Below are 25466 nucleotides of genomic sequence, written 5' to 3'. Positions count from 1 at the left end.
AGGCGGGGTTTGCTGGCACAGCCGAGCGCTCAGCGCTTGTTCTGTTGGCGACGGCGCAGGCCCGCCATGCCCAGCAGGCCGGCGCCGAGCAGCGCGAGGGTGGCGGGCTCGGGGACTTCCGTTGCGACCAGGCGGAACGCGAAGTCCACGGTGTAGTCCTGGCCTTCAGGCGTTGCGAAGCCGAAGCAGCCAGCCTGGTAGCCGGCGGCGACGCACTGGGCTTCGCTCAGCTCGGTGAATGCCGGGTCGGAGATGAACTGGAAGCTGTACTCGTAGCCGTCGTAGGTGAACGATTCGCCGAAGCCGCCCACCAGCACGAAGATGTCGCTGCAGGGGTTGGCTTCCGGTGCGGACGGGCAGCCGGTGTTGCGGTTCGGCGTCTCCGTGAAGTACACGCTGTAGGACGTTTCGAACAGCTTGTCCACGCCCGGGGCAGACAGGCTCAGCGTCGAGTCGATCTTGGTCGTGCTCAGTGTCCAGCTGTTGGCGCCCAGCGCGGCGTTGTTGTAGTGGGTGTAGCTGTTGGCCGGGACGAAAGCGCCATTGGTGGCGACTCCGCCATTGGAAGGCGAGTTCGTGATTTCCAGGCCGCTGCGGGTGCCGCCAGCGATGCTGCCATCGTTCTGGCCCCACTGCAGCAGGTTCGAGCTGGTCCAGTAGCCGGTGGACGGATTGATGGGGCCCGGATTCGTGCCCGAGTTCACGAAGGTCGTGGCAGCGGGGTCCGTGTCGAACGCGCTCGTCACCTCGTAGGTCCAGTTGGCGACGGGGGCGGCACTTGCTGCCGAGGTTGCCAGGGCAACAGCGGCTGCCAGGGCGACATGGCTTGGTTTCAAAGAACGCATTGCATTTCCTTTGCGGAGGGGGAAGAACAGGTCTGCGACCCAGCGAGTACGGAAAAGCGCAAATGCCGTGCCTGTCCGCTTTTTGCGCCTAGTGGCAGGCACTTAGCGCACCAATACGTGACAGATGAGGGCTGGATGTCAAAAAAATCGACGCTTTGTAACGTTTGCTCTCTTGTAACGATTGCAAACTCGATGTAGGAAACTTCCGACAATGGAGAACAGTATTCCTACACAAACAGACGCGAAGGCTGACCTCCGTCGGTGCCGGACCCAGTTTTTCGCTGCCGAGCCGCATGCAGCGGAGCAGGATCGGCGAGATGGCGAGGCCAGAGCCCATGGTGACGGGCTTGGCATGGTGTCAGGCAGGCCGTCATCGGACATGTCCTACAGCGCGTGACGACTTCGGGAACGCACCGTGCGAGCCAATGCTCCCTTGGTTGCCGACGCGGCAACGCGGTGCACGGCGAGCGGCTCTGCGGTCGTGAGCTGCATGGCGCGCCCTGGCGGGCAGCCCCGCCTGCGCTTCTTGCGGCTCGCATGGTTCAGTGCAAACAGCGACGCCTACCGCGGAACGCCCGTCACGGTCGATGGCAGCGGCGCGCGCACGGCCCGCCGGAAGATCGAGGGCGACACGCCGGTGTGCTCCTTGAAAAAGCGCGAGAAGTTGCCGGGTGCCGAGAAACCGAGATCGAGCGCGACGTCGGTGAGCGGCGCACCGTCTCCGACACGCCGCATCGCCTCTTCCACCCGCACCGCGCTCCAAAACACCTGGGGCGTCGTGTTCAGTTGCTCGCGGAACAGTGCGAACAGGTGCCCGCGCGACAGGCCGACGCGGCCGGCGATCTCATCGATCGTGGCCTTGTCGGAGACGTGTTCGCGCATGTGCGCGATGGCCGCGCGCAGACGCTGGTCCAGCGATGCGCCCAGCGCGATGTGCGGCCGCGGCACCACCTCGTTGGCGGCATCGGTGGCGGCCTCCAGCAGGCGCTCCACCTGGTCGTCGACCGCGGCGCGTGGCGATTGCGCCGAAAGGATCAGGTCCAGCACCTGCCAGCAGGCACGGCGCAGCGCTGCGTCGATGTGGACCCTGGGGGTCGCGAAGCGGAACCCGCGCCGCGCGGCGTCGGCCCGCTCCTTGAGCCACTCGTGCCGCACCATGAAGACGAGGAACACCGCGACCCCGCCGTCCTCGCGCAAGGCGAAGTCGTGCGACTCAAAGGCGTTGACACCGAGCGCCAGGTCTTCGCTGTAGTCGACGCGTTCATCGCCGACACGGGCGGTGCCGCGCGCCCCGCCCAGCCAGAAGGCGATTTGCGCTTCCGAGTGCGCGTGCGGTACGAGGTTGCCCCGCAACTCCAGCACGATGGCCGTGCCGAAGGCTCCTTCGTGAAGTGCGTACGCCTCTGCCATGCCCAAGCTCCCACAACGTGGCGCGGATTCTGGTGCCCTGGTTGGCGTCGACGTCAGGCCACTCGGGTAAGCCCTGAGGAATGCACCTGACTCTTTGATACGCCGGGCGACTCGGCGATAAGCGCGCCGGGCGGGCGGCCCCTAAAGTTTTGCCAACGTTCTGTGCTGTCCCGCAAGGCAGGCAGGCCGTCCCGCAACCTTCTGGAGCACCCATGCGTCTTGCTGCATTCACTGCCGACGGGCATTCCCATGTCGGCCTGGTCGACCCTACCGGACACACCATCACCGCGCTCGACGTGCCGGGCGCGCAGGCCGCATATGGCGTGCTGCCCATCATCCAGGCACTGGCCGAGGGCAAGCCGCTGCCCGCTGCAACAGAGCGCCGCTTCCATGTCGAGGATGTGCAGCTGAACGCGCCGCTGCCCAGACCACGCCGCAACATCTGGTGCGTGGGGCGCAACTACCACGCACATGCGAAGGAGCTCTCGGCATCGGTCTTCAAGGACAACGACGCCAACCCCGAAGCCTGGCCGATCGTGTTCACCAAGGTGCCAGAGTGCGTGGTGGGGCCGCACGATGCGGTCCATGTGCCGAGCGAAGTCTCCGAACAGATCGACTACGAGGCCGAACTGGCCGTCGTCATCGGCAAGGGCGGCAAGAACATCGCCAAGACGGCAGCGCTGGCGCATGTGTTCGGCTACACGATCGTCAACGACGTGACCGCGCGCGATGTGCAGATGCGGCACCAGCAGTGGGACATGGGCAAGTCGTTCGACACCTTCTGCCCCATGGGCCCGTGGATCGTCACGGCCGACGAGTTGGACGGCACCAGGACGCGCGTGCGCTGCTGGGTCAACGGCGAGCTGCGCCAGGACGGCCCGACCGAGAACATGATCTTCGACATCCCGACGCTCATCGAAACCATCTCGCGCGGCATCACGTTGTACCCGGGCGACGTCATCGCCACCGGCACGCCGGCCGGCGTGGGCATGGGCCTGAAGCCCCCGCGCTACCTGCGCGCTGGCGACACCGTGCGCATCGAGGTCGACCGCCTCGGCGCCATCGAGAACAAATTCATCTGAGCGCCATGGCCACCCAGTTCATCCACGGCATGGCCGTCGACATCGCAGGGGAGGGCGACGCCGTCTTGTGCATCCACGGCCTCGGCGGCTCGTCCAACGTGTGGACGCCCATCGCGGGCGCGCTGCAGTCCTTCCAGCGCATCGCCCCCGATCTGCCCGGCAGCGCGCGCTCGGCACTGCCCGCCGGCGCGCTGTCCGTCGAGGGCCTTGCCGACTCCATGGCCGCCCTGGCGCGCGCGCTGGGCCTGAAGTCCGTGCACATCGTTGCGCATTCGCTGGGCACCATCGTGGCCCAGCATCTTGCTGTTGCCCAGCCGGAGCTGGTGCGCTCGCTGGCGCTGTTCGGCCCGCTGGTCGCGCCCCCAGACGCGGCGCGCCCCAACATCCGGGCGCGCGCTGCGCTGGCCCGCCAGGGTGCGGCCGCCATGCAGGACATCGCCGACGCCATCGTGCAGGGTGCCACGGGCAAGGAGACCCGGGCCGAGCGCCCGGTCGTCCTCGCCGCGGTGCGTGAACTAATCATGCGGCAGCCGCCCGAGGGCTATGCCCAGAGCTGCGGGGCCTTGGCCGCGGCGCAGTCCGCCGCCCTGGAGGCGATCGATGTGCCGGTGCTGCTGGTGACCGGCGACCAGGATGGCGTGGCACCGGCACCGAGCGTCCAGGCGATGGCGCAGCGGCTCGCCCGTGCCAGCGTGGTCGTGCTGCCCGGCTGCGGCCACTGGACCACGCTGGAGCAGCCCGAGCGGTGTGCCCACGAACTGCAAGCTTTCCACGCGCGCCTGCGCTGAGTCGCCCCTCGTTCGCAAACCCTCCCGGGCCCCCGCCGGGAACCCCACGTGACCACAGGTCAAGGAGACAGACATGACGCGGTATGCATTCACGAACGTTCGCATCTTCGACGGCACCGGCGAAGACCCGTACCTGGGCGACGTGCTGGTCGAGGACAAGAAGATCGTCCAGGTCGCCCGGGCACCGGAGAAAGTCGGCACCGAAGGGGCGCGCGTGTTCGAAGGCCGTGGCCGCTTCCTGATGCCCGGCATGACGGAAGCCCACACCCATTTCTCCTGGAACGACCAGCCCTCGCTGGCGGCCATCCAGTTCATGCCGCCGGAGGAGCACATGCTCTGGTGCGTGCGCGTGGCCAGGCGCTACCTGGACATGGGCTGGACGTCGGCCATCGGCGCGGCCGCCGCCAAGCCCCGGCTGGACGTGGTGCTGCGCAATGCCATCGACGCTGGCGAGTTCCCGGGCCCGCGCTACCTGGCCGGCTCGCAGGAGATCACGACCATCGGCGCGCTGGGTGACAACACGCTGCCGCACATGCCCTTCGAGGAGCTGAGCTTCGGCAGCGTCTGCAGCGGCCCCGAGGAAATCCGCCGCTCGGCGCGCACCTTCATCAAGTACGGCGTCGACCATCTGAAGATCAACCTGTCGGGCGAGTACATCGCCGGCCTGCCGGCCGAGATGTCGCCGTTCTCCGAAGAGGAAGTGGCCATGCTGTCGCGCGAGGCCAAGCGCTACGGCAAGCGCGTCGCGGCGCACGCCCGCTCCAGCGAGTCGGTCAAGCTGTGCGTGCGCCATGGCATCGAGATGGTCTACCACGCCAGCTTCGCCGACGAGGAAGCGCTGGACATGCTCGAGGCCGCCAAGGACAGGCATTTCGTCGCGCCCGGCATCGGCTGGCTGGTGCGCACCACCTACAACGCGGCGGAGTACGGCATCACCGAAGCCGTGGCAACGCAGATGGGCTACAAGCGCGAGTTGGAGGTGGCGGCGCAGAGCCTGCGCAAGATGCACAAGCGCGGCATCCGCATCCTGCCCGGCGGCGACTACGGTTTCGCGTGGATGCCGCACGGCACCAATGCCAACGACCTGCAGTACTTTGTCGACTACATCGGCATGACGCCCAAGGAAGCGCTGCTGTCGGCGACCGCGCTGGGCGGCGAGATCATGATGCAGCCCGATGCGCTGGGCAAGCTGAAGGCCGGCTACACCGCCGACATCGTGCTGGTCGACGGCGACCCGCTGCAGGACCTGTCCCTCCTCACCGATCCGGCGAAGATCCAGCTGGTCATGAAGGACGGGGTCATCTACAAGGAGTGCTCGACGCCGACGCCCGGGGATGCGGCGCTGCATCTGGAGGGCGCGGACTTTCCGCTGCGCGAAGAGGGCGTCAAGGAGGCGCTGGCGGAAATGAGCTGAGCCCGCTGCACGGTTCAGGCATGCACGGCGGCCGTGGCACTGGGGCTTCGCGTCCAGCAAACCCTCGCGCGTCAGTGGCCGTTGTCCGCCATGGCACGGGTGGCCCAGGCCACCCACCCCTGCGCGAGGACCAGTGCCAGGTAACCCACGAGTTCAACCAGCTCCTCCATCACCTGCGCCTGGGCGCCCAGGAAGTCGGCGTCAAGACCCAGGTGCCCTTCCGCAAGCGAGGAGGCCAGGGCGACCAGCAGAACCACCAGCGTCTCCGCCCACGGAAACGTGCCGGCGCGGAGCATGCGGCCGATGACCCGGTCGAGCCGAGCGACGGCAAGCAACAAGGCACATGCCGCGAGGACAACCCCGGCGATGCCGTACACGTAGTGCTTGAACCAAAGCGTGTTGGATGAGAACTGCGGGCCGTCGGCCGTGAAGGCGATCGGGTCTGCGAACACCGCGCCCCAGCTGAGCTCCCGGGCGGCGATCAACAACCAGATCGGCGCGATGCCGAGCCACAGGGCACGGTCCGATCTTCCGCTTGCGCGGCGCATGGAAGCAACGCAGGCGGCGAACCCACCGACCAGCACGAACACCTGCGCGTTCTCGATCCAGCTGTTCTCCCAGCCCCAACGGGCCGGCATCGCGAAGGCGACCGGGAGGCTGGCGACCAGCGCAACCAAGAGCGCCATGCGAGCCCGGCCGAGGCGCCGTGCCTGCATGCCCATGGCCTCTTCGGGCTGCAGGCAGGTGGGAGCGGACTTGTGCATCCAGGCGATGCTGCACGCCAGGCGCATGCAAGAAATGCGGCGAAAGCATGACAGTGCTGTAGGAGCAGATGTCGCCCGGTGGACGGATGCTTCTCGCCCGCAGGTGGGCTTGCGGCAGGCAAAGAAAAAAGGCCGGGGGCAAGGTGCTGCCGCGGCCTTCGATCTGGTCCCCTCGACAGGAATCGAACCTGTATCTAGCGCTTAGGAGGCACTCGTTCTATCCATTGAACTACGAGGAGGCGCGGGCGCGCATTGTAGGGGGCCGCACCGGGCCGGCTGGTCAGTCGTAGCTGAGCGTGTAGATCAGGTCCACACCGCTCTTGAGACCGGCCTGGCCGCGCAGCGCGAGGTTGCGTGTGAGGTCGTAGAAGATGTACAGCGTTCCCAGGCTGCCGGCCAGGCTGGCCTCGTAGGTCACGTAGATCTGGTCGGTCAGGCGCTTGCCCAGCGTCAGGGCCGAGCCGCTGGCGTCTTCACCTGTTGACGGGCCTTTGAAGCCGATCTCGTCCAGCCCGAAGCGGCTGGCGAAGTTGCCGCCGCCTCCCTTGGGGCCGAAGCCACCGAGCAAGGCCAGCGCGGCCTGCTGCATCACGGCTGCCTCGGCGCCGCCGCCGGCCGTGGAACGGCCCAGTAGCATCCAGGACAGGGTTTCGGCATCGGTCAGCTGCGGCGACGAGTACAGCGCCACGCGCGGGGCTTGGGCCGTGCCGGTGATGCGCACGCCGGCTTTCTGCTCCAGGTTCGGCCGCACGGCCAGGATCTCCAGCGAGGGGTTGTCGTAGGGGCCGTTGAAGCGCGCCAGGCCCGATTCCACGTCCAGCTGCTGGCCATAGGCCCGGTAGCGGCCCTGCACGGTCTGGATCTCGCCCGTCACGCGCGGCTGGCCACCGCTGTTGGCGTTGGCGGTGATGTCGATCCTGCCGCCCAGGCGCGTGGTCAGGCCGTGGCCCTGGACCGCGAAGTCGCGGCCCATGTCCAGGCTCACGGCGATGTCGGGCGGCTTGGCGGGCTGGGCCTTGGCCTGCTTGGCGGCGGCGGCGTCGGCGCTGGCCTTCTCGCGCGCCTGGCGGGCGCGGGCCTCGGCGTCGATGGCGGCCGAGCGGATGCTGACGTCGCTGCCCAGCGTGGGTGCGGTCTCGTCGGGCAGGATGATCACGCCGCGGTCGGTCGTCAGTGCGCCGCGCACGCGGATCTGGCCCTGCGCCATGCCGGCCTGCAGCTGGCCCGAGACCGTGACCTGGCGATCGCTGCGCACCAGCACGCGCAGGCTGCGCAGCTGGGCGTTCAGGTCCATGGCGATGCCGGACTGGTCGGCGGCCGCGGCGTCCCATTGCACGTTGCCCGACAGGCGCAACTCGCCGCCGTCGCGGGCGGCCTCGCTGCTGACGGTGCTGAGGTTGCCGGCCGGGCCTGCGATGCGCACGCGGCTGGCGCTGCCGCCCTTCAGCGTCAACTCGTCCAGTGTCAGGCGGTTGCCCTGCAGCCGCGCGCGCATGCGGCCGTCCTGGAGTTCCACACCCTCGACGGCCGCGCGCACGGCCAGGCCATCGGCCGACAGGGTGCCGTTCCACTGCGGCGCGCTGCGCGTGCCGGTCAGTGCTGCGTCGGCTGCCAGCGTGCCGTCGATGCGCCAGGCCGGCGGGGCGAACATGGACCACACGCCCACGTTGGGCACGCGTGCCGTGAGCCGGCCCGTCAGCGGCGCGTTCTCGGGCCACGCGAAGCTGCCGCCGGCCGTGGCGATGCGCGTGCGCACGTCGGCCTGCGCCTCGCCGGCGCGCGTGCTGTTCCAGAACAGCTGGGCGCGCACGTCGTCACCCTGTGCATTGAGCACGAGTTCGGCGCGCTGGATGCCGGCCGGCGTGGCCGGCGCATCGGCCGGGCGGCCGTTGTCGATGGTGGTTTCGCGTGCCGTGCCCGTGCCCTCGGTGTGGATGCGCCGGACGAGCGCGCCTTCGCCTGCGCGCACGAGCAGGTCGCCGCTGCGCCGGGCCAGCCTGGCCGAAGCGCGTAGCGGGCCGGTGGTGTCGATGTTCCAGTCGCCATCGAACACCAGGTCGCCGCTGATGCCGCTCTGCGCCATCTGGGGCGCGAGCGCCTCGGCCCAGGCCATGGACAGGCCCAGCACGCGGCCGCTGCCGCGCACCTGCCAGGCCGGTGTGGGGCCGCCGGCCGTCTGCGCCAGCAGCAGCGGCTGCCATTGCAGCTGCAGCGCATCCGGGCCAGGGCCTTGCAGCGTGGCGCTGCTGGCCGAGGCATCGAGCTGCCACAGCGGGGAAGTGCCCCGGCGCAACATGGCCGACAGCGGCTGCTGCAGCGCCAACTGCCAGGGCTGCTTCTCGGTGCCCCCTGCCACGCCGCTGGCCGAGGCCTGCAGTTCGCTGATGGCCAGGCGCCATTGGTCGCGGCCTGCGATGCCGCCGCTGGCGCGCGTGCGCAGGCGGAACTGCTGGGGGCCCATGGCGGCGCGGCCGTCCACCGCGAGCTGCGCATCGGCGGGGCTGCCCGACAGCCGCGCGGCGATGCCGCGCAGCGCGATGGACTGGGGCGTGGCCGGGTCGGAGCCGGGCAGTTGCAGATCCAGCCGCGGGGCATCCAGCGCCAGTTCGACGGCCAGGCCGCGCTGCACGGTGGAAGGCTGGGCCAGCTGCTGCTGCAGCTGGGCCCAGCCGCCCTGCCAGCGCAGATCCATTTGCGCATTGCCGGCGACCGAAGTGCCGGCGAAGGCCTTCTCCAGGCCGGGCAGGCTCGACAGCCAGCGCTGCAGGCTCGCGGCGTCGCGGAGGTTCACGCGGGCCTGGGCCTGGCCGCGCGTGGCGGCGATGTCGCCTTCCAGCTGGGCCTGCAAGCCGGGGGCCTGCACCTCGAGCTTGCCGGCGCCGGCCCGCGTGTCGAGTTGCGCGCGCAGTTGGCCTGCAACGCGCGCCGGTCCGGCGTCGATGCGCAAGGCGTCGAGTTCCAGCTGCTGGGTGGCGGTGCGGTACAGGCCGCGGGCCTGCAACAGGTCCAGTCGCGGCGCGGCCGGCGCCCCGGTGCGTGCGGCGGCGGCGGCCTGCAGGCCCGCATCGAAGCGGACCACGGCGTCTTGCTGGTCGGCCTTGGCGGTGCCGGACACGGGCGTGCCATCCAGCGTGGAGTACAGCAGCGCAGGCTGGACGCGTTCGATGCGCGCCTCGGCCTGCCAGCGCATGGGCTGGGGGGTGTAGCTGGCCTGCAACGCGATGCGACCCTTGCCTAGTTCGAGTTCGGCCTGCGGCACGGTCCAGTCCTGGCCGTCCAGGCGGGCGGTGGCCTGCACGCCGGCCAGCGGCAGGCGTTTCTGGTCCCAGGGGCCGGGCAGGGCGTTGCGCGCCTGCAGTTCGGCCTGCCAGGCCGTGGCGGCACCCGGCGTGGCGGACGGCACGGGACCGGCGCGCAGCGTGCCGGACAGGTCGGTGCGCGGTGCACCGGGGACGAAGCGCGCGGCATCGATGCGCTGGAAATCTGCCAGCGCGCGCAGCACGGGCTGCGTCTGCCAGGGCGCGATGTCGGCGTCCAGCGTGGCGCGCATGCCATCGTCGCCGCCGACCGGGGCCACCTGGCCGGTGACCTTGAGTTGCCCGTCCGGCTGCGCCAGCTGCCCGCGCACCGCGGCCTCGGCCAGCACCGTGAGCGGCGCACTGCCTTCCACCATGGGCGCGCGCACCTCGCCGCGCAGCTGCGCATCGATGGCCATGGGCGCGGCCCCCTGCAGTTCGACTTGGCCCTGGTAGCGGCCGTCGGCCACCTGCACGCCGTCGAGCCGCAGCTGGTGGCTGCCGGCGTCGTAGCGGTAGTGGCCGGCCAGCGCCTGCACCGTGAGCGTGGGCGCGGCCGGGTCGGCGCCGTAGACGATCTCGCGCACGTCGAACGGCAGTTCGATCTCGACTGGCAGCGTCAGCTGCCGCAGCGGCTCGGCGGGCGCGGTCTCGGGCTGCGGCGTGCCGGGCACCAGCTGCAGCTTGCCGATCTGGAACTGGTCGATCTGCACACGCCGCGACAGCAGTGGCCGCAGCTGCCAGCGCAGTTGCAGGTCGTTGACCTCCACGGCCATGGCCGGGCTCTCCCAGCGCAGCCAGGCGATGCTGGCGCCATGGCGCAGCGCGCCCTGCACATCGCGGGTCTGCAGCGTCTGACCGGCCGGCAGGTAGCGGCTGGCGAACGACAGCACGGTCGGCAGCGACTGGGGCTGGCCGCTCCACCACCAGCCATAGGCGCCCAGCGCCACGATGGCGGTGCCCAGGCCCGCCGCGCTCCAGCCCAAGGCGCGCAGCAGGCGCCGGCGCGGCTGGGGCGGCGTGGCGGAGGCCGGCGGCGTGGCGGACGCCATCAGAACGTGAACCCCAGGCGCAGGTGGATGCTGATGCCCCCCTCGCCGAAGCCATGGGCGATGTCGGCCTGCACCAGCCCGACCGGGCTGTACCAGCGCATGCCGCCGCCGGCGCCGACCTTGTACTGGAAGTCTGCGGGGCGGTCGGCCACCGAGCCGGTGTCGACGAAGGCCACGGCCTCGAATTCCGTCAGCGCGCCGTTCCAGACGATGGGGTGCTGCAGCTCCACGCTGCCGACCGCCATGTAGCGGCCGGCCACCGTGGTGTCGTTGACATAGCTCGCGCCGATCTTGCGGTAGCCAAAGCCGCGCACCGTGGTGTCGCCCCCGGTCAGGAACAGCTGGGTGGAGGGGATCTGCGCCGCATCGGCCGCGACCACCGCGCCGGCTTCGGCGCGCAGCTGCAGGCGGGCGCGGCGTGCGCGCGTCTCGGTTTCCGTGGCGCCGCCCGCGCGCACCTGGTACAGCGGCACGTAGCCCAGCCAGCGCGCCACCGTGCGCGTGTAGGGGTACTGGCCGCCCAGCAGCGTGGTGCCGACACCGGCCTCCACCTGCAGGCCCTGGCCGCGGCGTGGCCTGCTGTTGTTGTCGAAGTAGCGGCCGGTCCAGCCCCAGTTCAGGCTCACCGTGGAGGCAGGCGGCGGTGCGTCCGCGCCCGAACTGCGCGCGTAGTCGTACTGCGCGAAGTAGCTGCGGTCGATGTGGTCGGTGGACTTGCTGCGGCCATAGCGCAGGCTGCCCGAGAGCACGTCGAAGCTGCCCGAGCGCTCGCGCTGCACGAGGCCGCTGCCGAACCAGCGCCACAGCCGCGCGTCGAGCAGGCCGAAGAGCGAGGTGCCCAGCGACTTGTTCTCGTTGTCCAGCGACAGGCGCGACACGGCACGCCAATCCAGGAGCGGGATCTTGTTGTGGATGTGGTCCACCGACAGGCGCGGCCCGCTGTCGGTGGTGTAGCCCACGCCGAACACGAGCTTTTGCAACGGTGCCTCGCGCACCTGGGCGATCACGGGCACGTTCTGGGGATCGGTGCCATCGGTGTCCAGTGTCAGGAACACCGATTCGTAGAAGCCGCTGGAGGCCAGGCGCGACTGCGTGTCCAGCAGCTTTTGCTGGTCGTACTCCTGGCCCGTGGGCAGCTGTGCGATGCGCACCGCATTGAGCGGGCTGTAGCGTTCGCTGCCGCGGATCTGCAGGTCGCCGAAGCGGTAGGCCGGACCCGAGTCGAACTGCACGCCGAGGTCGGCCAGTTGCCGGTCGGCATCGACCTGGGCACGGCTGTCGGCAATGCGGCCCAGCGGGTAGCGCCGGGCCGTGAGCTGGCGTTGCGCCGCGCTCTTGGCGCCGTCCCAGCCGGACTGGGTGAACGCCGCGCCACTGCGCAGCGACCAGCTGCGTTCGATGGCGTTGCGCCGGCGTTCGGCCTGCTGGTTCTCTGCGGCGATGGCGCCGCTGAAGTCCAGCTTGACCTCGCCCACCTGGGTGATGGGACCGGGGTCGACGGTGATGCGCACGGCATGGTCCGCGCGCTCGCCGCCGGGGGTGTCCTGCAGCTCCAGCGTGAGCGTTGGCGTGAAGTAGCCCAGGGTGCCCAGCAGCTGGCGCGCGTTGGGCTCGGCCGCGGCCATCAGGCGCGAGATCTCGGCCACGGAAAGCGCGTCCAGCCGGCGGTAGCGCTGCAGATCCAGGTGGGTGTCGAGCAGCTCGCGCGCCGGATCGGGGCCGCGCACTTCGACCGTGAAGTTGTCGCGCTTGCCGTCGGGCTGGTCCGATTGCTTGGCGGCCGCCTCGCTGGGCATGACCTGGGTGCCGTCGGCCCCGCTGGCGTTGGCCGGCGCCGGTTCCGGGGCAGGGCGCAGCAGGCCGCATCCCGGAAGCACGAGAACCACCACCAACAAAAACGCCGGCCACAAGGCCGGCGCACGCTTCACAACCACCGGGGACATCAAATCATTTTGACAGCAGGCGCATGGCTTCCTCGAGCCCTTTGAGAGTCAGGGGAAACATCCTGTTGCCCATGAGCTGCTGCACCACGCTGATGCTTTGGCGGTATTGCCACACGCCTTGCGGCTCCGGATTGATCCACGCGAACTTGGGAAACGCGTGCGTGAGGCGCTGCAGCCACTCGGCACCGGGCTCCTCGTTGTTGTATTCCACGCTGCCGCCAGGTTGTAGGATTTCGTAAGGACTCATGGTCGCGTCGCCGACGAAGATGAGTTTGTAGTCCTTGTTGTACTTGCGGATGATGTCCCAGGTCGGGAACTTCTCGGAGAAGCGCCGGCGGTTGTTCTTCCACATGAAGTCGTAGACGCAGTTGTGGAAGTAGTAGAACTCCAGGTGCTTGAACTCGGTCTTGGTGGCCGAAAACAGCTCTTCCACGCGTGCGATGTGCTCGTCCATGGTGCCGCCCACGTCCATGAGCAGCAGCACCTTCACGTTGTTGTGGCGCTCGGGCACCATCTTGATGTCCAGCCAGCCGGCGTTGGCGGCCGTGGAGCGGATGGTGTCGTCCAGGTCGAGTTCTTCTTGCAGGCCTTCGCGCGCGAACTTGCGCAGCCGGCGCAGCGCCACCTTGATGTTGCGCGTGCCCAGTTCCTGGCTGTCGTCGTAATCCTTGTAGGCGCGCTGGTCCCAGACCTTCACGGCGCTCTTGTTGCGGCCCTTCTCCTGGCCGATCCGGATGCCTTGCGGGTTGAAGCCGTTGGCGCCGAAGGGCGATGTGCCGCCCGTGCCGATCCACTTGCTGCCGCCCTCGTGGCGCTCTTTCTGTTCCTCGAAGCGCTTCTTGAGCGTCTCCATGAGCTCGTCCCAGCCCATCTTCTCGATCTTGGCCTTCTCCTCGGGGCTCAGTTCGAGTTCGAGGTTCTTGCGCAGCCACTCGAGCGGGATGTCCTTGGTGAAGTCGGCCACCATCTCCACGCCCTTGAAGTAGGCGGCGAAGGCGCGGTCGAACTTGTCGTAGTGCTTCTCGTCCTTCACCAGCGCGGTGCGCGACAGGTAATAGAAGTCGTCGATCGCGTAGGCGCCGTCGGGGCTGGCCGGCCCGACCACGCCCTGCTTGACCGCGTCGAGCAGCATCAGGTATTCCTTGACCGAGACCGGCAGCTTGGCCGAGCGCAGGGTGTAGAAGAAGTCGATCAGCACGGCAGGTCTCCTCGCGCGGTGTCGGTGGCGTTCAGCGGTTGTTCCGCTGCATGAACACCAGCTTCTCGAACAGCGTCACGTCCTGCTCGTTCTTGAGCAGCGCGCCCACCAGCGGCGGCACCGCGACCTTGTCGTCCTTGCTCTGCAGTGCCTCGGCCGGGATGTCCTCGGCCACCAGCAGCTTGAGCCAGTCCAGCAGCTCGGAGGTGGAGGGCTTCTTCTTCAGGCCGGGCAGGTTGCGCACGTCGTAGAAGGTCTTCATGGCCGCGGTGAGCAGCTCCTTCTTGAGGCCCGGGAAATGCACGTCCACGATCTGCTGCATGGTCGCCGCGTCGGGGAACTTGATGTAGTGGAAAAAGCAGCGGCGCAAAAACGCGTCGGGCAATTCCTTTTCATTGTTGGAGGTGATGAATACCAGCGGACGGTGCTTGGCGCGGATCAGTTCGCGGGTTTCATAGCAATAGAACTCCATGCGGTCAATTTCGCGCAGCAGGTCGTTCGGGAATTCGATGTCGGCCTTGTCGATTTCATCGATCAGCAATGCCACCGGCTGCTCGGCCGTGAAGGCCTGCCACAGCACGCCCTTGACGATGTAGTTGTGGATGTCCTTCACGCGCTCGTCGCCAAGTTGCGAATCGCGCAGACGGCTCACCGCGTCGTACTCGTAGAGCCCCTGTTGCGCCTTGGTGGTGGACTTGATGTGCCACTGCAGCAGCGGCAGGTTCAGGGCGCTGGCCACTTCCTCGGCCAGCATGGTCTTGCCCGTGCCGGGCTCGCCCTTGACCAGCAGCGGGCGCTTGAGCGTGGCAGCCGCATTCACCGCCAGCATCAGATCTTGCGTGGCGACGTAGTTGTTCGAGCCTTGGAATTTCATGGAGTCTGGAGGAGGGAGATTGGGAGACGTGCCGGCTATACTCAAACGCTGCTTCCGGCCTGATTTCAATAGAGATTGTGCGCGCAAAATGAATAAATTGAAGACCACGGTGTTTGCATTGGCTGTCGCATCGGTGACGGCATTGGGCCTCCCTGCGATGGCCCAGCAAATCAAAGGAGACCCCAAAGCTGGCTTGGGCAAAGCCGACATGTGCATCGGTTGCCACGGCATCGTCGGGTACCAGACGGCCTTTCCCGAGGTCTACAAGGTGCCCAAGATTTCGGGCCAGGGCGCGCCCTACATCGCTGCTGCGCTGAATGCCTACAAGACCGGCGACCGTCGCCACCCGACGATGCGCGGCATCGCCGAGTCGCTGAACGACCAGGACATCGCCGATCTCGCGGCGTTCTACAGCACGCATGTCGAAGACGCGCCCACCCCGCCCGAGCAGGCCAAGGAGCCCAATGCCCAGGTTGCGGCGCTGCTGCAAAAGGGCGCCTGCGTGTCCTGCCACGGCGCCAACTTCGCCAAGCCCATCGACGGCAGCTATCCCAAGATCGCAGGCCAGCACGCCGACTACCTGTTCGTCGCGCTGAAGGCCTACAAGACCGGCGCCAGCCCTGGCCTGGTTGGCCGTTCCAATGGCGTGATGGCGCCGCTGGCCAAGCAGTTCTCCAACGCCGAACTCAAGGCCATCTCGAACTACCTGGCCGGCCTGGAAGGTGGCCTGCAGGTCGTGCCCGAGTCGCGCTTCCGTACCTCGCAGAAGTAAGCGCGCGCGCCAGGCCGCGGCCTGCTACACCAAGCCCGCCCCGTGCGGGCTTTTTCATGCGTGCTCAGTCCTGCGTCGCGCGGCGCTGCACGCAGTCGATGTAGGCTTGGCCATCGGGCGGTCGCCCGGCGCGCTGGGCCTCCCACATCATGCGGCCCAGGCATTCCATGACCTCGTGGTGGGCGTCGTGGAGCGACTGGCGCCGGCGCTCCAGCAGCTCCACGGCCTGGCGGATGCCGCGCGGCTGGTCGATCGAGCACTGCTCGCTGATCGACAGGTGCATCGAGAGGTGCAGGAAGGGGTTCTGCTGCCCGTCGGCACCGTCGTAGATGCGGGCCACGGCCGCGTCGGCGTCCAGCAGGTCGGCGTGGTACTCGGGGTGCTCTGCGATCCACTGGCTGGCCAAGGTTTCGATGGCCTCCATGGGCTGGCCGGCGAGCGCCTTGGCATGCGCGCCGCAGAAGAAGCGGCGCACGTCCGCTTGCGAAGGATTGAACATGCGGGCAAGCCTAGCATGCGGGTCTTCCCGCAGGAGGAGCGTGCCTAGAATGACCCGCAACCCCCCTTTGCCGAGGAGACCACTGTGAGCACCCAGGCCTTCATCTGCGATGCCATCCGCACCCCCTTCGGCCGCTACGGCGGTGCCCTGTCCAGCGTGCGCGCCGACGACCTCGGCGCGGTGCCGATCAAGGCGCTCATGGTGCGCAACCGCAAGGTCGACTGGCAGGCGCTGGCCGACGTGCTGTATGGCTGTGCGAACCAGGCCGGCGAGGACAACCGCAACGTGGCCCGGATGTCCGCACTGCTGGCCGGCCTGCCCATCGACGTGCCGGGCGCCACCATCAACCGGCTCTGCGGGTCCGGCCTGGATGCGGTGGGCAGTGCAGCCCGCGCGATCCGCGCCGGCGAGGCCGGCCTCATGCTCGCGGGCGGTGTCGAAAGCATGAGCCGCGCCCCCTTCGTGATGCCCAAGGCCGAAAGCGCCTTCTCGCGCAGCAACGCGGTTTACGACACCACCATAGGCTGGCGCTTCGTCAACAAGCGCATGAAGGAACTCTACGGCGTGGATTCCATGCCCGAGACCGCCGAGAACGTGGCTGTTGAGCACAAGATCGGCCGCGAGGCCCAGGACCGCATGGCGCTGGCCAGCCAGCAGAAGGCCGTGGCGGCGCAGAAATCCGGCTTCTTCGACGCCGAACTCACGCCCGTGCTGATCCCGCAGAAGAAGGGCGACGCGATCGCCGTCACCCGGGACGAGCACCCGCGCGAGACCAGCCTCGAATCGCTGGCCAAGCTCAAGGGCGTGGTGCGGCCCGACGGCTCGGTGACGGCCGGCAATGCCAGCGGCGTCAACGATGGCGCCTGCGCGCTGCTGCTGGCCGACGAGAAGAGCGCCGCCTTTCACGGTCTCACGCCCAAGGCCCGCGTGGTCGGCATGGCCACGGCCGGCGTGGCGCCGCGCGTGATGGGCATCGGTCCGGCGCCGGCCACGCAGAAGGTGCTGGCGCTGACCGGCATCTCGCTCGCGCAGCTGGACGTGATCGAACTCAACGAGGCCTTCGCGGCCCAGGGCCTGGCGGTGCTGCGCGCGCTGGGCATCGCCGACGACGACCCGCGCGTGAACCCCAACGGCGGCGCCATCGCGCTGGGCCATCCGCTGGGCGCCAGCGGCGCGCGCCTGGCCACCACGGCCGTGAACCAGTTGCACCGCAGCGGTGGCCGCTACGCCTTGTGCACCATGTGCATCGGCGTGGGCCAGGGCATCGCAATCGTGCTTGAACGTGTCTGACCACCGAAGAAGGAAAAAACAGATGTCCCAACCCTCCCTCCGTTTGAGCGTGCTGGCCGGCCTTCTGGGCCTGGCTGCCACCTGCGCGTCGGCGCAGACGCAGCAGCAGGTCGCGCCGCTCGTGAACGGCATGTATGGCGCGTTGGAGGCGCTCTACAAGGACCTGCATGCGCATCCCGAGCTCGCTTTCCAGGAGGTGCGCACGGCCGCGAAGATGGCCGAGGAGATGCGCAAGCTCGGCTTCGAGGTGACCGAGAAGGTCGGCGGCACCGGCGTGGTGGCGCTGCTGCGCAACGGCGCCGGCCCCACGGTGCTGGTGCGCACCGAGCTGGACGCCCTTCCCATGGAGGAGAAGACCGGCCTGCCCTATGCCAGCAAGGTCAAGGCCCAGTACGCGGGCCGCGAGACCTTCGTCGCGCACAGCTGCGCGCACGACCTGCACATGGCCAGCTGGGTGGGCGCGGCGCGCACGCTGGTCGCGCTCAAGAGCCAGTGGAAGGGCACGCTGATGTTCGTCGCCCAGCCGGCCGAGGAGACCGTCTCGGGCGCCAAGGCCATGCTGGCCGACGGCTTGTTCACGCGCTTTCCAAAGCCTGACTTCGCGTTCGCGCTGCACAGCTCGCCTTCGCCCTACGGCTTCGTGGGCTACCGGGCCGGGCCGACCAGCTCGAACTCCGATGGGCTGGAGATCACCTTCAAGGGCCGCGGCGGCCATGGCTCGGCGCCCGACAAGACCATCGACCCGATCACCATTGCGGCGCGCTTCATCACGGACGTGCAGACCGTGGTCAGCCGCGAGAAAGACCCGGCCGAGTTCGGCGTGGTGACCATCGGCGCCATCCAGGGCGGCACGGTGGGCAACATCATTCCCGACACCGTGGTGCTGCGCGGCACCATCCGCTCCTACCAGCCGGAGGTGCGCGAGAAGCTGCTGGCCGGCATCCGCCGCACGGCGCTGGCGGCCGCGGCCATGGGTGGCGCGGCCGAGCCGCAGGTGGACCTGGTGCCAGGCGGCGCCGCCATCGTCAACAACGCGGCGGTGGTCGACCGCACCACGGCCGCGCTGAAGGCTGCGCTGCCGGGCGTGCAGATCGCGCAGGTGCCGCCCATCACCGCGAGCGAGGACTTCTCGGAGTTCCTCAACGCAGGCGTGCCCGGCATGATGTTCTTCGTCGGCGTGTCGGCGCCCGACGACGTGGCGGCCGCCATGAAGCCGGGCGGCAAGCCGCTGCCGTTCAACCACTCACCCTTCTTCGCGCCCGTGCCCGAGCCGTCCATCAAGACCAGTGTGCAGGCCATGAGCGTGGCCGTGCTGACGGCCCTGGGGGCGCCTTAGGGCTCAGCGCGCGGGGCCGGCTCCAGCGGCGTGTAGACGGGCTGGGGCTGCGCCTGCGGTGCGGGCGCCGTGACCGTCGGCTCTGCCGGCGGCGCTGGCGCCGGCACTGCTGCCGGCGCCGCGGCCAGCTGCTCTTCCTTGCGGAGGTAGGCGCAGGCCGCGCGCTGCATGGCCTCTTCCGGCTCGCCCGGGACGATGGCCACGAAGTGGCGCGCTTCGCGCTCGCTGACCAGAACGCGGCCCTGGCCCATGGGGCCTTCGTAGTACAGCCGCGCCAGCACCCGCATGCTGGAGTCCTTGCAGTCGAACTCCAGCCACTGCTTGAACGAGCGCACCTCGTAGAGCCCCCAGCGGTGTGGCACCGCATAGTCGACCAGGAACCAGGACTGCCGCGGATTGCCCAGCAAGCTGCCGACGAACTTGCCGTGGCGCGAGCGCTCGGTCCCGGGCTCCTGGTAGACCGCCATGCCGGCACTGGCCGGCAGCGGCAACTCGGTCCATTCCGCCGCGGCCAGGGGCACGCAGGCACAGGCAAGGAGCAGGGGAATCGGCAGAAAGCGCATGGTCCCCGGGCTTATCGGCGCGCGCGGCGCAGTCTTGAGTCAGGCAGCGTCGCCTAGTTCCTTGAGCAGCGCCGCCGCGCGGTCCACGCGCACATCGCCCTCGGCCACCATGCGCGCGGCCACCGCGTCGACCTGCGTGCGCGTGGCACCGGCCACGAGCGCGATGTTGCGCGCGTGCAGCGCCATGTGGCCGCGCTGGATACCCTCGGTGGCCAGCGCGCGCAGCGCCCCCAGGTTCTGCGCCAGGCCCACGGCCACGGTGATCTCGGCCAGTTCCTGGGCCGATTGCACGCCCATGATCTTGAGCGCGAGCCGGGCCAGCGGGTGCGTTTTGGTGGCGCCGCCCACCAGGCCCAGCGGCATCGGCATCTCGATGCTGCCGACCAGGCGGCCGGCCGCATCCTTCTCCCAGCAGGTCAGCGAGGTGTAGCGGCCGCTGCGGGCGGCATAGGCATGGGCACCGGCTTCCACCGCGCGCCAGTCGTTGCCGGTGGCCACGACCACCGGGTCGATGCCGTTCATGATGCCCTTGTTGTGCGTGGCCGCGCGGTAGGGGTCGACGGCCGCGAACACGTAGGCGTCGAGCACGCCTTCGATGATGTCCTCGCCGCGTCGCTCGGGCGTGGCCAGCGTCTCGGGCGTCAGCACCACGCGGGCGCGCGCCAGCCGCAGGTCGGCCAGGTTGGACAGAATGCGCAGCCGCACCCGCCCGCTCGTGACCTGCTCGACCAGCGGGGCCACGGCCTCCGCCATGGTGTTGACGGTGTTGGCGCCCATGGCGTCGCGCACGTCCACGATGAGGTGCAGCACCAGCATGGGGCCGCGCGGTGTGTCGGGGAAGACCTGGACCTCGATGTCGCGGCAGCCGCCGCCCAGGCCGATCAGCACCTTGTCGCGTGCGTTGGCCGTGGCCAGGATCTCGTCGCGCCGGCGCAGCAAGGCCTGGCGCGCGCCCTGCGGGTCGCCGATGCCCAGCACCTGCACCTGGGCGCGCATGAGCGGCAGGCTGCTCGAGGTCTCGAAGCCCCCGCCCTCGCGCGCCAGCTTGGCCATGTACGAGGCGGCTGCCACGACCGAAGGCTCTTCCACGACCATGGGCACCAGCACATCGCGCCCGTTGACCTGGAAGTTGCCTGCCACGGCCAGCGGCAGCTCGAAGCGGCCGATCACGTTCTCGATCATGCCGTCGGCCAGCTCCAGCCGCAGCGCACCGGGCTGCTCCAGCAGCGCACGCTCCTCGGCACTGAGGCCCGCGGCCTGGGCGATGTGGTCCAGCCGCTGCGCCGGGCTCAGCGCGCGGAAGTTCGGAAGGCGCGAATCGCTGCCCATGGTGTCGTCTCCGTCGGTGTTGGTGTGGCGGCATTCTGGGTCGGCTGTACCCGCGCGCACAGGTACAGTTCGGCGGAACAGCTGACGCCCATGCCATCCACCGAATCCATCTTCGTCCAGCTGGCCGACACGCTGGAGCACCAGATCCTGCAAGGTGCTTTCCGCGCCGGCGACAAGCTGCCTTCACTGCGCGCACTGGCGGGCCAGCGCGGGCTCGGCAAGAACACCGTGGTGGCCGCCTTCGAGCTGCTGGTCGCGCGCGGACTGGTCGAGCCGCGCCGCGGTGCGGGCTTCTTCGTCAAGGCGCCGGCGCGCGCAGCGGCCGCGGCGGCCGAGGACGATGCCGGCTCGCTGGGCCGGGCCATGGGCATCGTCTGGCTCATGCGCAACCAGCTGCGCGAGGAGCCGGGCCAGCTCAACGTGGGCGATGGCTTTCCGCCCGTCGAATGGCTGGCCGGCGCGCGGCTGGACCGGCACCACCACAAGGTGGCGCGCGGCGGGCTGGGCACCTTGTTCCGCTATGGCAACCGCTTCGGCTACGAGCCGCTGCGCCAGCGCCTGGTGCGCCGGCTGGCGGATTTCGGCATCGCCGCCGGCACGCGCCAGATGGTGCTCACGCATGGCGCCAACGAGGCGATGGACATCATCGTGCGTTACTTCGTGCCGCCCGGTGCCGTGGTGCTGGCGGACGACCCGGGCTACTACCCGCTGTTCGGCAAGCTGCACCTGGCCGGCGCGCGCACAGTGGGTGTGCCGCGCACGCCGCAGGGGCCCGATACGCGGGCGCTCGAGCAACTGCTGCTGCGCCACCGGCCGCGCGTGTTCTTCACGCAGTCGCTGGCGCACAACCCCACGGGCTCGGACCTGGCACCCGCCGTGGCCCAGCGCGTGCTCGCGCTCGCACGCCAGCACAACCTGCTGATCGTCGAGAACGATCCGCTGGCGGACTTCAAGCCGCCGCAGTCCACGCGGCTCGCGGCGCTGGACGCGCTGGAGCGCACCCTCTATGTGGGCAGTTTTTCCAAGTCGCTGTCGGCCGCGCTGCGCGTGGGCTTCATCGCGTGCAGCGTGGACCTGGCCAGCGACCTGGCGGACCTCAAGGCGCTGGTGCACGTCAGCAGCTCGGAGTACTGCGAGCGCACGGTCGAGACGCTGCTGGGCGAGCGCCAGTACCTCGCCCATCTGGCGCACCTGCGCCGGCGTGTTGCCGAGGCCACGCTGCGCGCGCAGGAACTGCTCCATGGCCTGGGCGCCGAGCTGTTCACGCAGACCCCGGCCTCCTTGTTCCTGTGGGCGCGGCTGCCCGGCGCACCGGATGCGTTGACGCTGGCTCAGGCGATGCTCGAACGCCAGGTGATGATGGCCCCGGGCCGCATCTTCAGCGTCGATCCCGAGGCCGTGTCGCCCTGGTCGCGCTTCAACGTGGGGACGGTGCTCGACCCGCGCTTCGCATCCGCCCTGCAGGCCGTCCTGCGCCAGGGCGCGCGCCCGGTCAGCGCCGCTTCTTGAGCCCGCGCAGATCCAGAATGCCCGGCAGCGTGCGCGGGTCGGTGCCGGCCGGGAACAGGCTGTGCTTCTGGATCTTCTGCGTGGCCGTGGTCGGGATCGCGTCGGCGAACCAGACCCAGCCGGGCGCCTTGTAGTAGGCCAGCTGCGCATTGCAGTGCGCGAACAGCGCGCGCGCCGTGGCTTCGGAGCGTTCCTCGCCGGGCTTGAGCACCACGCAGGCCAGCACCTCCTCTTCGCGCACCTCGTCGGGCAGGGCCATCACGGCGGCCTGTTCGACCCAGGGGTGGGTCAGCAGCATGGCCTCGACCTCGGCCGCGGCGATGTTCTCGCCCGAGCGGCGCACGATGTTCTTGCGCCGGTCGACGAAGTGCAGCATGCCCGTGGCGTCGCGCCACACGATGTCGCCGGTGTGGAACCAGCCGCCGCGCCAGGCGGCCTCAGTCGCCGCAGGGTCGTCGAGGTAGCCCGAGAAGAAGTCCTGCCGCGGCGTGGCCGCGCTGTGGCGGATCACCATCTCGCCGGGCGTCTCGCCGTCCACATCGCGGTCGGCATCGTCGACCACCCGCACCTCGATGTCGGGCTGCGCACGGCCGAAGGCACGCGTGCCGACCTGGCGCGGCGCGTGGTTGTCGGTCAGGATGCGCACCATCTCGGTCATGCCCCAGAGCTCGATCAGCGGGAAGCCGAAGCGCTCTTCGAAGGCCGCGTGCAAGGGTGGCTCCACGCCGGCGCCGTAGGCGAAGCGCACGGCGTGGTCGCGGTCCTGCGGGCCGGGCGGCTGGCCCCACAGCATCTGCACGATGACGCCCAGGTAGTGCACGACGGTGGCGCGGCTCTCGCGCACCTCGGTCCACCAGCGCGATGGCTGGAAGCGGTCGGTCTGCACCTGGCAGTTGCCGGTCAGCAGTGCGCCGGGGAATGAGACGACCGAGGCGTTGACGTGGAACAGCGGCAAGGGGTTGTAGATGCGGTCCGTGCCCTCGCCGAAGGTGGCCAGGCCACCGCGCGTGGCATAGGCGTGGCCGGACGCCAGCTCGTAGCGGTGCGACAGGATGCAGCCCTTGGGCCGGCCCGTCGTGCCCGAGGTGTAGAGGATGCTGGCCGGTGTGTCGCCGTGCACGCTGCCAGGCAGCGGGTCGCGCGGGGCCGGCGGCAGCGTGGCGGCGAAGCCTTCGAGCGTGGCGAACGCGGGCTGGTGGCCAGACTCGGCGAGCGCCGCGCGCAACGCGTCGACGCGGCTGTCCAGCACCACGACCAGGTCCACGCGCGCGTGCTCGACCAGGTAGGCCAGTTCACGCGGCCGGTAGTCGGGGTTCACGGGCACGCAGCAGGCGCCCAGGCTGTTGAGCGCGAGCTTGTGCAGCAGGTGCTCGGGCCGGTTCTCCAGGAACAGCGCCACGCGGTGGCCGTGGCCGTAGCCGGCGGCGGCGTAGCGCATGGCCAGTGCGCTCACGCCCTGGTGCATCTGGGCGAAGCTCAGTTCCTGGCCGTCCGGCAGGTAGCTGCGTTGCGGATTGGCGGGAATGGCCAGCAGCGGGTTGGCGCCGTAGGCCTGGGCGGCGGCCGCCAGGGCCTGGTGCAGCGTGGGGTGCTGGGCGATGTCGATCATGGTCGTGCAGGTTGGGCGCGCACGAGATCTGCGGCCTTCTCGCCGATCATCATGGACGCAGCGCAGGTGTTGGCCGAAGGAATGTCGGGCATGACGGACGCGTCGGCCACGCGCAGGCCAGCGATGCCGTGCACGCGCAGCTGCGCATCGACCACGGCCGTCGCGTCGCTGGCCGGCCCCATGCGCGCCGTCCCGTTCAGGTGGTAGGACGAGACACCGTAGCGCCGCACGTAGTCCAGCAGTTCGTCGTCGGCCTGCACGTCCGGGCCGGGCATGGTTTCGGCTGCCACGTAGGGTGCCAGCGCGCGCGTCTGCAACAGCTTGCGGGCCAGCCGCACGCCGTACAGCAGCACGCGGCGGTCGTCCTCGTGGGCCAGGTAGTTGGGCTGCACCAGCGGGTCGGCGAACGGGTCGCCGGAGGCCAGCCGCACCCAGCCGCTGCTCTGCGGCCGGTGCTGCCAGACGCCGCAGGTCATGCCGGGGTAGTCGTCCAGCATGCCCACGTAGCCCGCGCGGTAGCTGGCCGGCGCGAACACGCCCTGCAGGTCGGGCCGCGCGAGCCCGGGCCGCGACTGCCAGAAGAAGTGGGCGAGCGAGGGGCTCAGCGCCAGGACGCTGGGCTGGCCGGCGAGCCAGCGCGCGGCCTGGTTCCACAGCCGCGGCGCGCGCGCGAGTTCGTTGATGGTCACCGCGTTCTTGGCGCGGGCCACCAACCGCACCGAGAAGTGGTCCTTGAGGTGCTGGCCCACGCCGGGCAGCGCATGCCGCACGGGGATGCCGGCGCGCTGCAGCCATTCGGCCGGGCCGATGCCCGACAGCTGCAGCAGCTTGGGCGTGTTGACGGCGCCGGCGCAGACGATGACCTCGCACCGCGCACGCACGACCTCGGTTTGGCCGTTGGCGCCGCCGCGCCGATACCGCACGCCGGTGGCGCGCAGCCCGTCGAACACGATGCCGGTGGCGTGCGCGTTGCTGCGCAGCGCCACGTTGCCGCGCTTCAGGGCTGGCGTCAGGAAGGTCGGCGCCGTGCCCTGGCGCAGCCCGTGGTGGATGGTGCGCTGGAAGTAGCCCACGCCGGCCTGCGTCGCGCCGTTGTAGTCAGGATTGCGTGGCAGGCCCAGTTCCCCGGCGCCTTCGAGGAAGGCTTCGCACACCGGGTGCTGCCAGTCGATGTCGGTCACGGGCACGGGGCCGCTGCGCCCGCGCAGCGCATCGTCACCGGGGCCGATGCGGCGTTCGCTGCGCTTGAAGCAGGGCAGCAGTTCTTCGTAACTCCAGCCGGGGTTGCCCTGGGCGGCCCAGCCGTCGTAGTCCTCGGCCTGGCCGCGGTTGTAGACCAGGCCGTTGATGGCGGTGGAGCCACCGGCCGTGCGGCCCTGCGGCAGCGGCACGCGGCGCCCGCCGGTCCACTCTGTCGGCTCGGAGCTGAACTGCCAGGTGAAGTCGGGGTTGAACAGCACCTTGATGAAGCCGGCCGGCAGGTGCAGGTACGGATGCCAGTCGCGCGGGCCGGCTTCCAGTACGCAGATGCTGAGTGTGGAGTCTTCGCCCAGGCGGGCCGCGAGGATGGCGCCGGCTGCGCCGCTGCCGACGATCACGTAGTCGAAGGTGTCGGTGGTCATGTCAGTGGCGCCTGGGTGTCGACGGGCACGGGTGTGGCGCGTCGGCCGAGGCCACCGGGTGGCCCCTTCCGCGAATGTCCCCCGCCTGGGCCGCAGGCGGCCCAGGCTCCTCCTTTATTTCGCTGCAGGGGCCACCCAGTACCCCCGACCTTGGAAACGTCGCGCCGTGCTGGACCGTGCGACGCGACGCTGGTAGACCGCGTCGATGGTGTGTTCTGTGCAGCGAAGTAAAGGAGGAGGCGAAGCCGGGGGACATGAGCGGAACAAAGCA

The 25466-nt window shown here is 69.6% G+C and carries 19 protein-coding genes and 1 tRNA gene; 7 read left to right on the top strand and 13 right to left on the bottom strand.

The window, feature by feature from the left end:
- Window positions 1–29 precede the first annotated feature (29 nt).
- Complete coding sequence (locus DES41_RS06220) at window positions 30–845, bottom strand: THxN family PEP-CTERM protein (RefSeq protein WP_114466687.1); 816 nt, start codon at window positions 843–845, stop codon at window positions 30–32.
- A 561-nt stretch (window positions 846–1406) separates the two neighbouring features.
- The gene (locus DES41_RS06215) at window positions 1407–2255 is read right to left on the bottom strand and encodes an AraC family transcriptional regulator (protein ID WP_114466686.1); all 849 of its coding nucleotides are present in this window, start codon (window positions 2253–2255) and stop codon (window positions 1407–1409) included.
- A gap of 212 nt (window positions 2256–2467) precedes the next feature.
- Here DES41_RS06215 and DES41_RS06210 point away from each other — a divergent pair, with 212 nt between their 5' ends.
- The 3 genes from DES41_RS06210 (at window position 2468) to DES41_RS06200 (ending at window position 5539) form a co-directional block, all read left to right on the top strand.
- Window positions 2468–3337, top strand: a complete 870-nt coding sequence (locus tag DES41_RS06210; RefSeq protein WP_114466685.1) for a fumarylacetoacetate hydrolase family protein — start codon at window positions 2468–2470, stop codon at window positions 3335–3337.
- A 5-nt stretch (window positions 3338–3342) separates the two neighbouring features.
- Window positions 3343–4125: an alpha/beta fold hydrolase gene (locus DES41_RS06205; protein ID WP_114466684.1), complete on the top strand. Its 783-nt coding sequence runs from the start codon at window positions 3343–3345 to the stop codon at window positions 4123–4125.
- A gap of 73 nt (window positions 4126–4198) precedes the next feature.
- Entirely contained in the window at window positions 4199–5539 is a 1341-nt protein-coding gene (locus tag DES41_RS06200) for a metal-dependent hydrolase family protein (protein WP_114466683.1), read from the top strand.
- Window positions 5540–5610: 71 nt separating this feature from the next.
- Here DES41_RS06200 and DES41_RS06195 read toward each other — a convergent pair whose 3' ends face one another.
- The 6 genes from DES41_RS06195 to DES41_RS06170 all read right to left on the bottom strand — a co-directional run bounded on the left by DES41_RS06195 (window position 5611) and on the right by DES41_RS06170 (window position 14666).
- A complete protein-coding gene (locus tag DES41_RS06195) occupies window positions 5611–6303 on the bottom strand; it encodes a hypothetical protein (protein ID WP_147282801.1) in 693 nt (230 codons plus the stop codon).
- 164 nt (window positions 6304–6467) lie between these two features.
- A tRNA-Arg gene (locus DES41_RS06190) sits at window positions 6468–6542 on the bottom strand.
- Between the two features lie 41 nt (window positions 6543–6583).
- Window positions 6584–10651, bottom strand: coding sequence for a translocation/assembly module TamB domain-containing protein (locus tag DES41_RS06185; RefSeq protein ID WP_114466681.1), 4068 nt, complete (start codon window positions 10649–10651; stop codon window positions 6584–6586).
- On the bottom strand, window positions 10651–12594 hold the full coding sequence (locus DES41_RS06180) for an autotransporter assembly complex protein TamA (protein WP_114466861.1): 1944 nt from the start codon (window positions 12592–12594) through the stop codon (window positions 10651–10653). The genes DES41_RS06185 and DES41_RS06180 overlap by 1 nt, the downstream gene beginning before the upstream one ends.
- 4 nt (window positions 12595–12598) lie before the next feature.
- Window positions 12599–13792 (bottom strand): vWA domain-containing protein, encoded by a 1194-nt coding sequence (locus DES41_RS06175; protein WP_114466680.1) that lies wholly within the window; start codon window positions 13790–13792, stop codon window positions 12599–12601.
- A gap of 31 nt (window positions 13793–13823) precedes the next feature.
- Entirely contained in the window at window positions 13824–14666 is an 843-nt protein-coding gene (locus DES41_RS06170; protein ID WP_114466679.1) for an AAA family ATPase, read from the bottom strand.
- 88 nt (window positions 14667–14754) lie between these two features.
- On the opposite strand from DES41_RS06170, the gene DES41_RS06165 reads away from it, so the two are divergent.
- A complete protein-coding gene (locus DES41_RS06165; protein ID WP_114466678.1) occupies window positions 14755–15438 on the top strand; it encodes a c-type cytochrome in 684 nt (227 codons plus the stop codon).
- 64 nt (window positions 15439–15502) lie between these two features.
- On the opposite strand, the gene DES41_RS06160 is transcribed toward DES41_RS06165, so the two are convergent.
- On the bottom strand, window positions 15503–15937 hold the full coding sequence (locus DES41_RS06160) for a DUF1841 family protein (protein ID WP_114466677.1): 435 nt from the start codon (window positions 15935–15937) through the stop codon (window positions 15503–15505).
- Window positions 15938–16021: 84 nt separating this feature from the next.
- On the opposite strand from DES41_RS06160, the gene pcaF reads away from it, so the two are divergent.
- Both pcaF and DES41_RS06150 read left to right on the top strand, forming a co-directional pair.
- Complete coding sequence (pcaF, locus tag DES41_RS06155; RefSeq protein ID WP_114466676.1) at window positions 16022–17227, top strand: 3-oxoadipyl-CoA thiolase; 1206 nt, start codon at window positions 16022–16024, stop codon at window positions 17225–17227.
- 22 nt (window positions 17228–17249) lie between these two features.
- Window positions 17250–18563, top strand: coding sequence for an amidohydrolase (locus tag DES41_RS06150; RefSeq protein WP_114466675.1), 1314 nt, complete (start codon window positions 17250–17252; stop codon window positions 18561–18563).
- Here the strand turns inward: DES41_RS06150 and DES41_RS06145 are convergent.
- Both DES41_RS06145 and DES41_RS06140 read right to left on the bottom strand, forming a co-directional pair.
- Window positions 18560–19126: a surface-adhesin E family protein gene (locus DES41_RS06145; protein WP_114466674.1), complete on the bottom strand. Its 567-nt coding sequence runs from the start codon at window positions 19124–19126 to the stop codon at window positions 18560–18562. The genes DES41_RS06150 and DES41_RS06145 overlap by 4 nt on opposite strands.
- Window positions 19127–19165: 39 nt before the next feature.
- On the bottom strand, window positions 19166–20515 hold the full coding sequence (locus DES41_RS06140) for a hydroxymethylglutaryl-CoA reductase, degradative (protein WP_281277167.1): 1350 nt from the start codon (window positions 20513–20515) through the stop codon (window positions 19166–19168).
- Between the two features lie 30 nt (window positions 20516–20545).
- Between DES41_RS06140 and DES41_RS06135 the strand changes: the two genes are divergently transcribed.
- Complete coding sequence (locus DES41_RS06135; RefSeq protein WP_114466672.1) at window positions 20546–21964, top strand: aminotransferase-like domain-containing protein; 1419 nt, start codon at window positions 20546–20548, stop codon at window positions 21962–21964.
- Here the strand turns inward: DES41_RS06135 and DES41_RS06130 are convergent.
- Both DES41_RS06130 and DES41_RS06125 read right to left on the bottom strand, forming a co-directional pair.
- On the bottom strand, window positions 21948–23573 hold the full coding sequence (locus tag DES41_RS06130; protein ID WP_114466671.1) for an AMP-binding protein: 1626 nt from the start codon (window positions 23571–23573) through the stop codon (window positions 21948–21950). The genes DES41_RS06135 and DES41_RS06130 overlap by 17 nt on opposite strands.
- Entirely contained in the window at window positions 23570–25195 is a 1626-nt protein-coding gene (locus tag DES41_RS06125) for a GMC family oxidoreductase (RefSeq protein WP_114466670.1), read from the bottom strand. The genes DES41_RS06130 and DES41_RS06125 overlap by 4 nt, the downstream gene beginning before the upstream one ends.
- Between the last annotated feature and the right edge of the window lie 271 nt (window positions 25196–25466).

Origin of the sequence: Pseudorhodoferax soli (assembly GCF_003337555.1) — a bacterium.
GTDB classification, from domain to species: Bacteria; Pseudomonadota; Gammaproteobacteria; order Burkholderiales; family Burkholderiaceae_C; genus Pseudorhodoferax; species Pseudorhodoferax soli.
The sequence above is the reverse complement of the archived record's forward strand: the minus strand, read 5'-3'. Positions and strand labels throughout refer to the sequence as shown.